An 890-nucleotide genomic window follows, 5' to 3' on the forward strand; every position below is an offset into this window, starting at 1 on the left:
ATTTTTGGACATAAACGTTTTAGAGGCATTGTTCTAAAACGCATTTATCAGAAGAGAAAAAGTATCTTGTCACCTTATACGTTTGTATGGGATTTTTTATAGCGCAGAAGGTAAATCTCACCACCAAACATAGAACTGATATTTACAACCACTTTGTATAGAATTAACGCAACGAAAGATGAAATTGTTAAAACATCCATTACCATAGGCAATACCTCCTCTAACTTTGAAACAATTAACGCTGTAACCCCGCATCAGTCCGTAGACTAGCATTAACCGTTAGCACCAGAGTTCTATGGGTGGCAAGACCGGGGGCTTAAAAGCTACCATCGTTAATGACCTTACGCAATACGTTTTGTATGTAACTGAGTGTATGAAATTCACGTTCAATTGACAACGCAGCCTCAGGAAGAATAGCGACAAGATTACTTTGACCAAACTCTTCAACCAAGACTCCTAAAGAGATTGTATCCAGCTTTCCTTTTTTTCGATGTAAGACTGTCGACCTACGGATAAAATCATGCTCTCTGAGTTGATTTACAACATCCACAAGGGCTAGGTCGAAGCTGCTTTCAGACGGATAAGTGTCGTAAAACTCAGTATTAACAAAAGAATTTTCTGGAAGAAATGTACGTAAGTTAGTAGAGCTAATAACCTTACAGTTTATAAATTGCGCATTCTTAAGTTTTGCTTTCTCGAAAGTCGATGCTGCAATAATACAATCAGAAAATACAGCATGCTCTAAATTACACTTTCTAAATAACACTCCACGAATTAAACAATCTTTAAACGATGCACTAACCATATTGCAAAATTTAAACTTCGTTCCAACTAGTGAAGTACGATCAAATGTGCAGTCTGAGAAGTTTGAGTGTAAGCGCGTCATGAAC

At 37.2% G+C, this 890-nt stretch carries 1 protein-coding gene; it reads right to left on the reverse strand.

Translation table 11 applies throughout. The features are described from left to right. Positions 1-316: 316 nt before the first annotated feature. A partial coding sequence (locus tag AB4496_RS20135; RefSeq protein WP_137002669.1) for a pentapeptide repeat-containing protein occupies positions 317-890 on the reverse strand: 574 nt, incomplete at its 5' end.

The organism is Vibrio sp. 10N.222.46.A1 (genome assembly GCF_041473595.1).
GTDB lineage: Bacteria > Pseudomonadota > Gammaproteobacteria > Enterobacterales > Vibrionaceae > Vibrio > Vibrio tasmaniensis_A.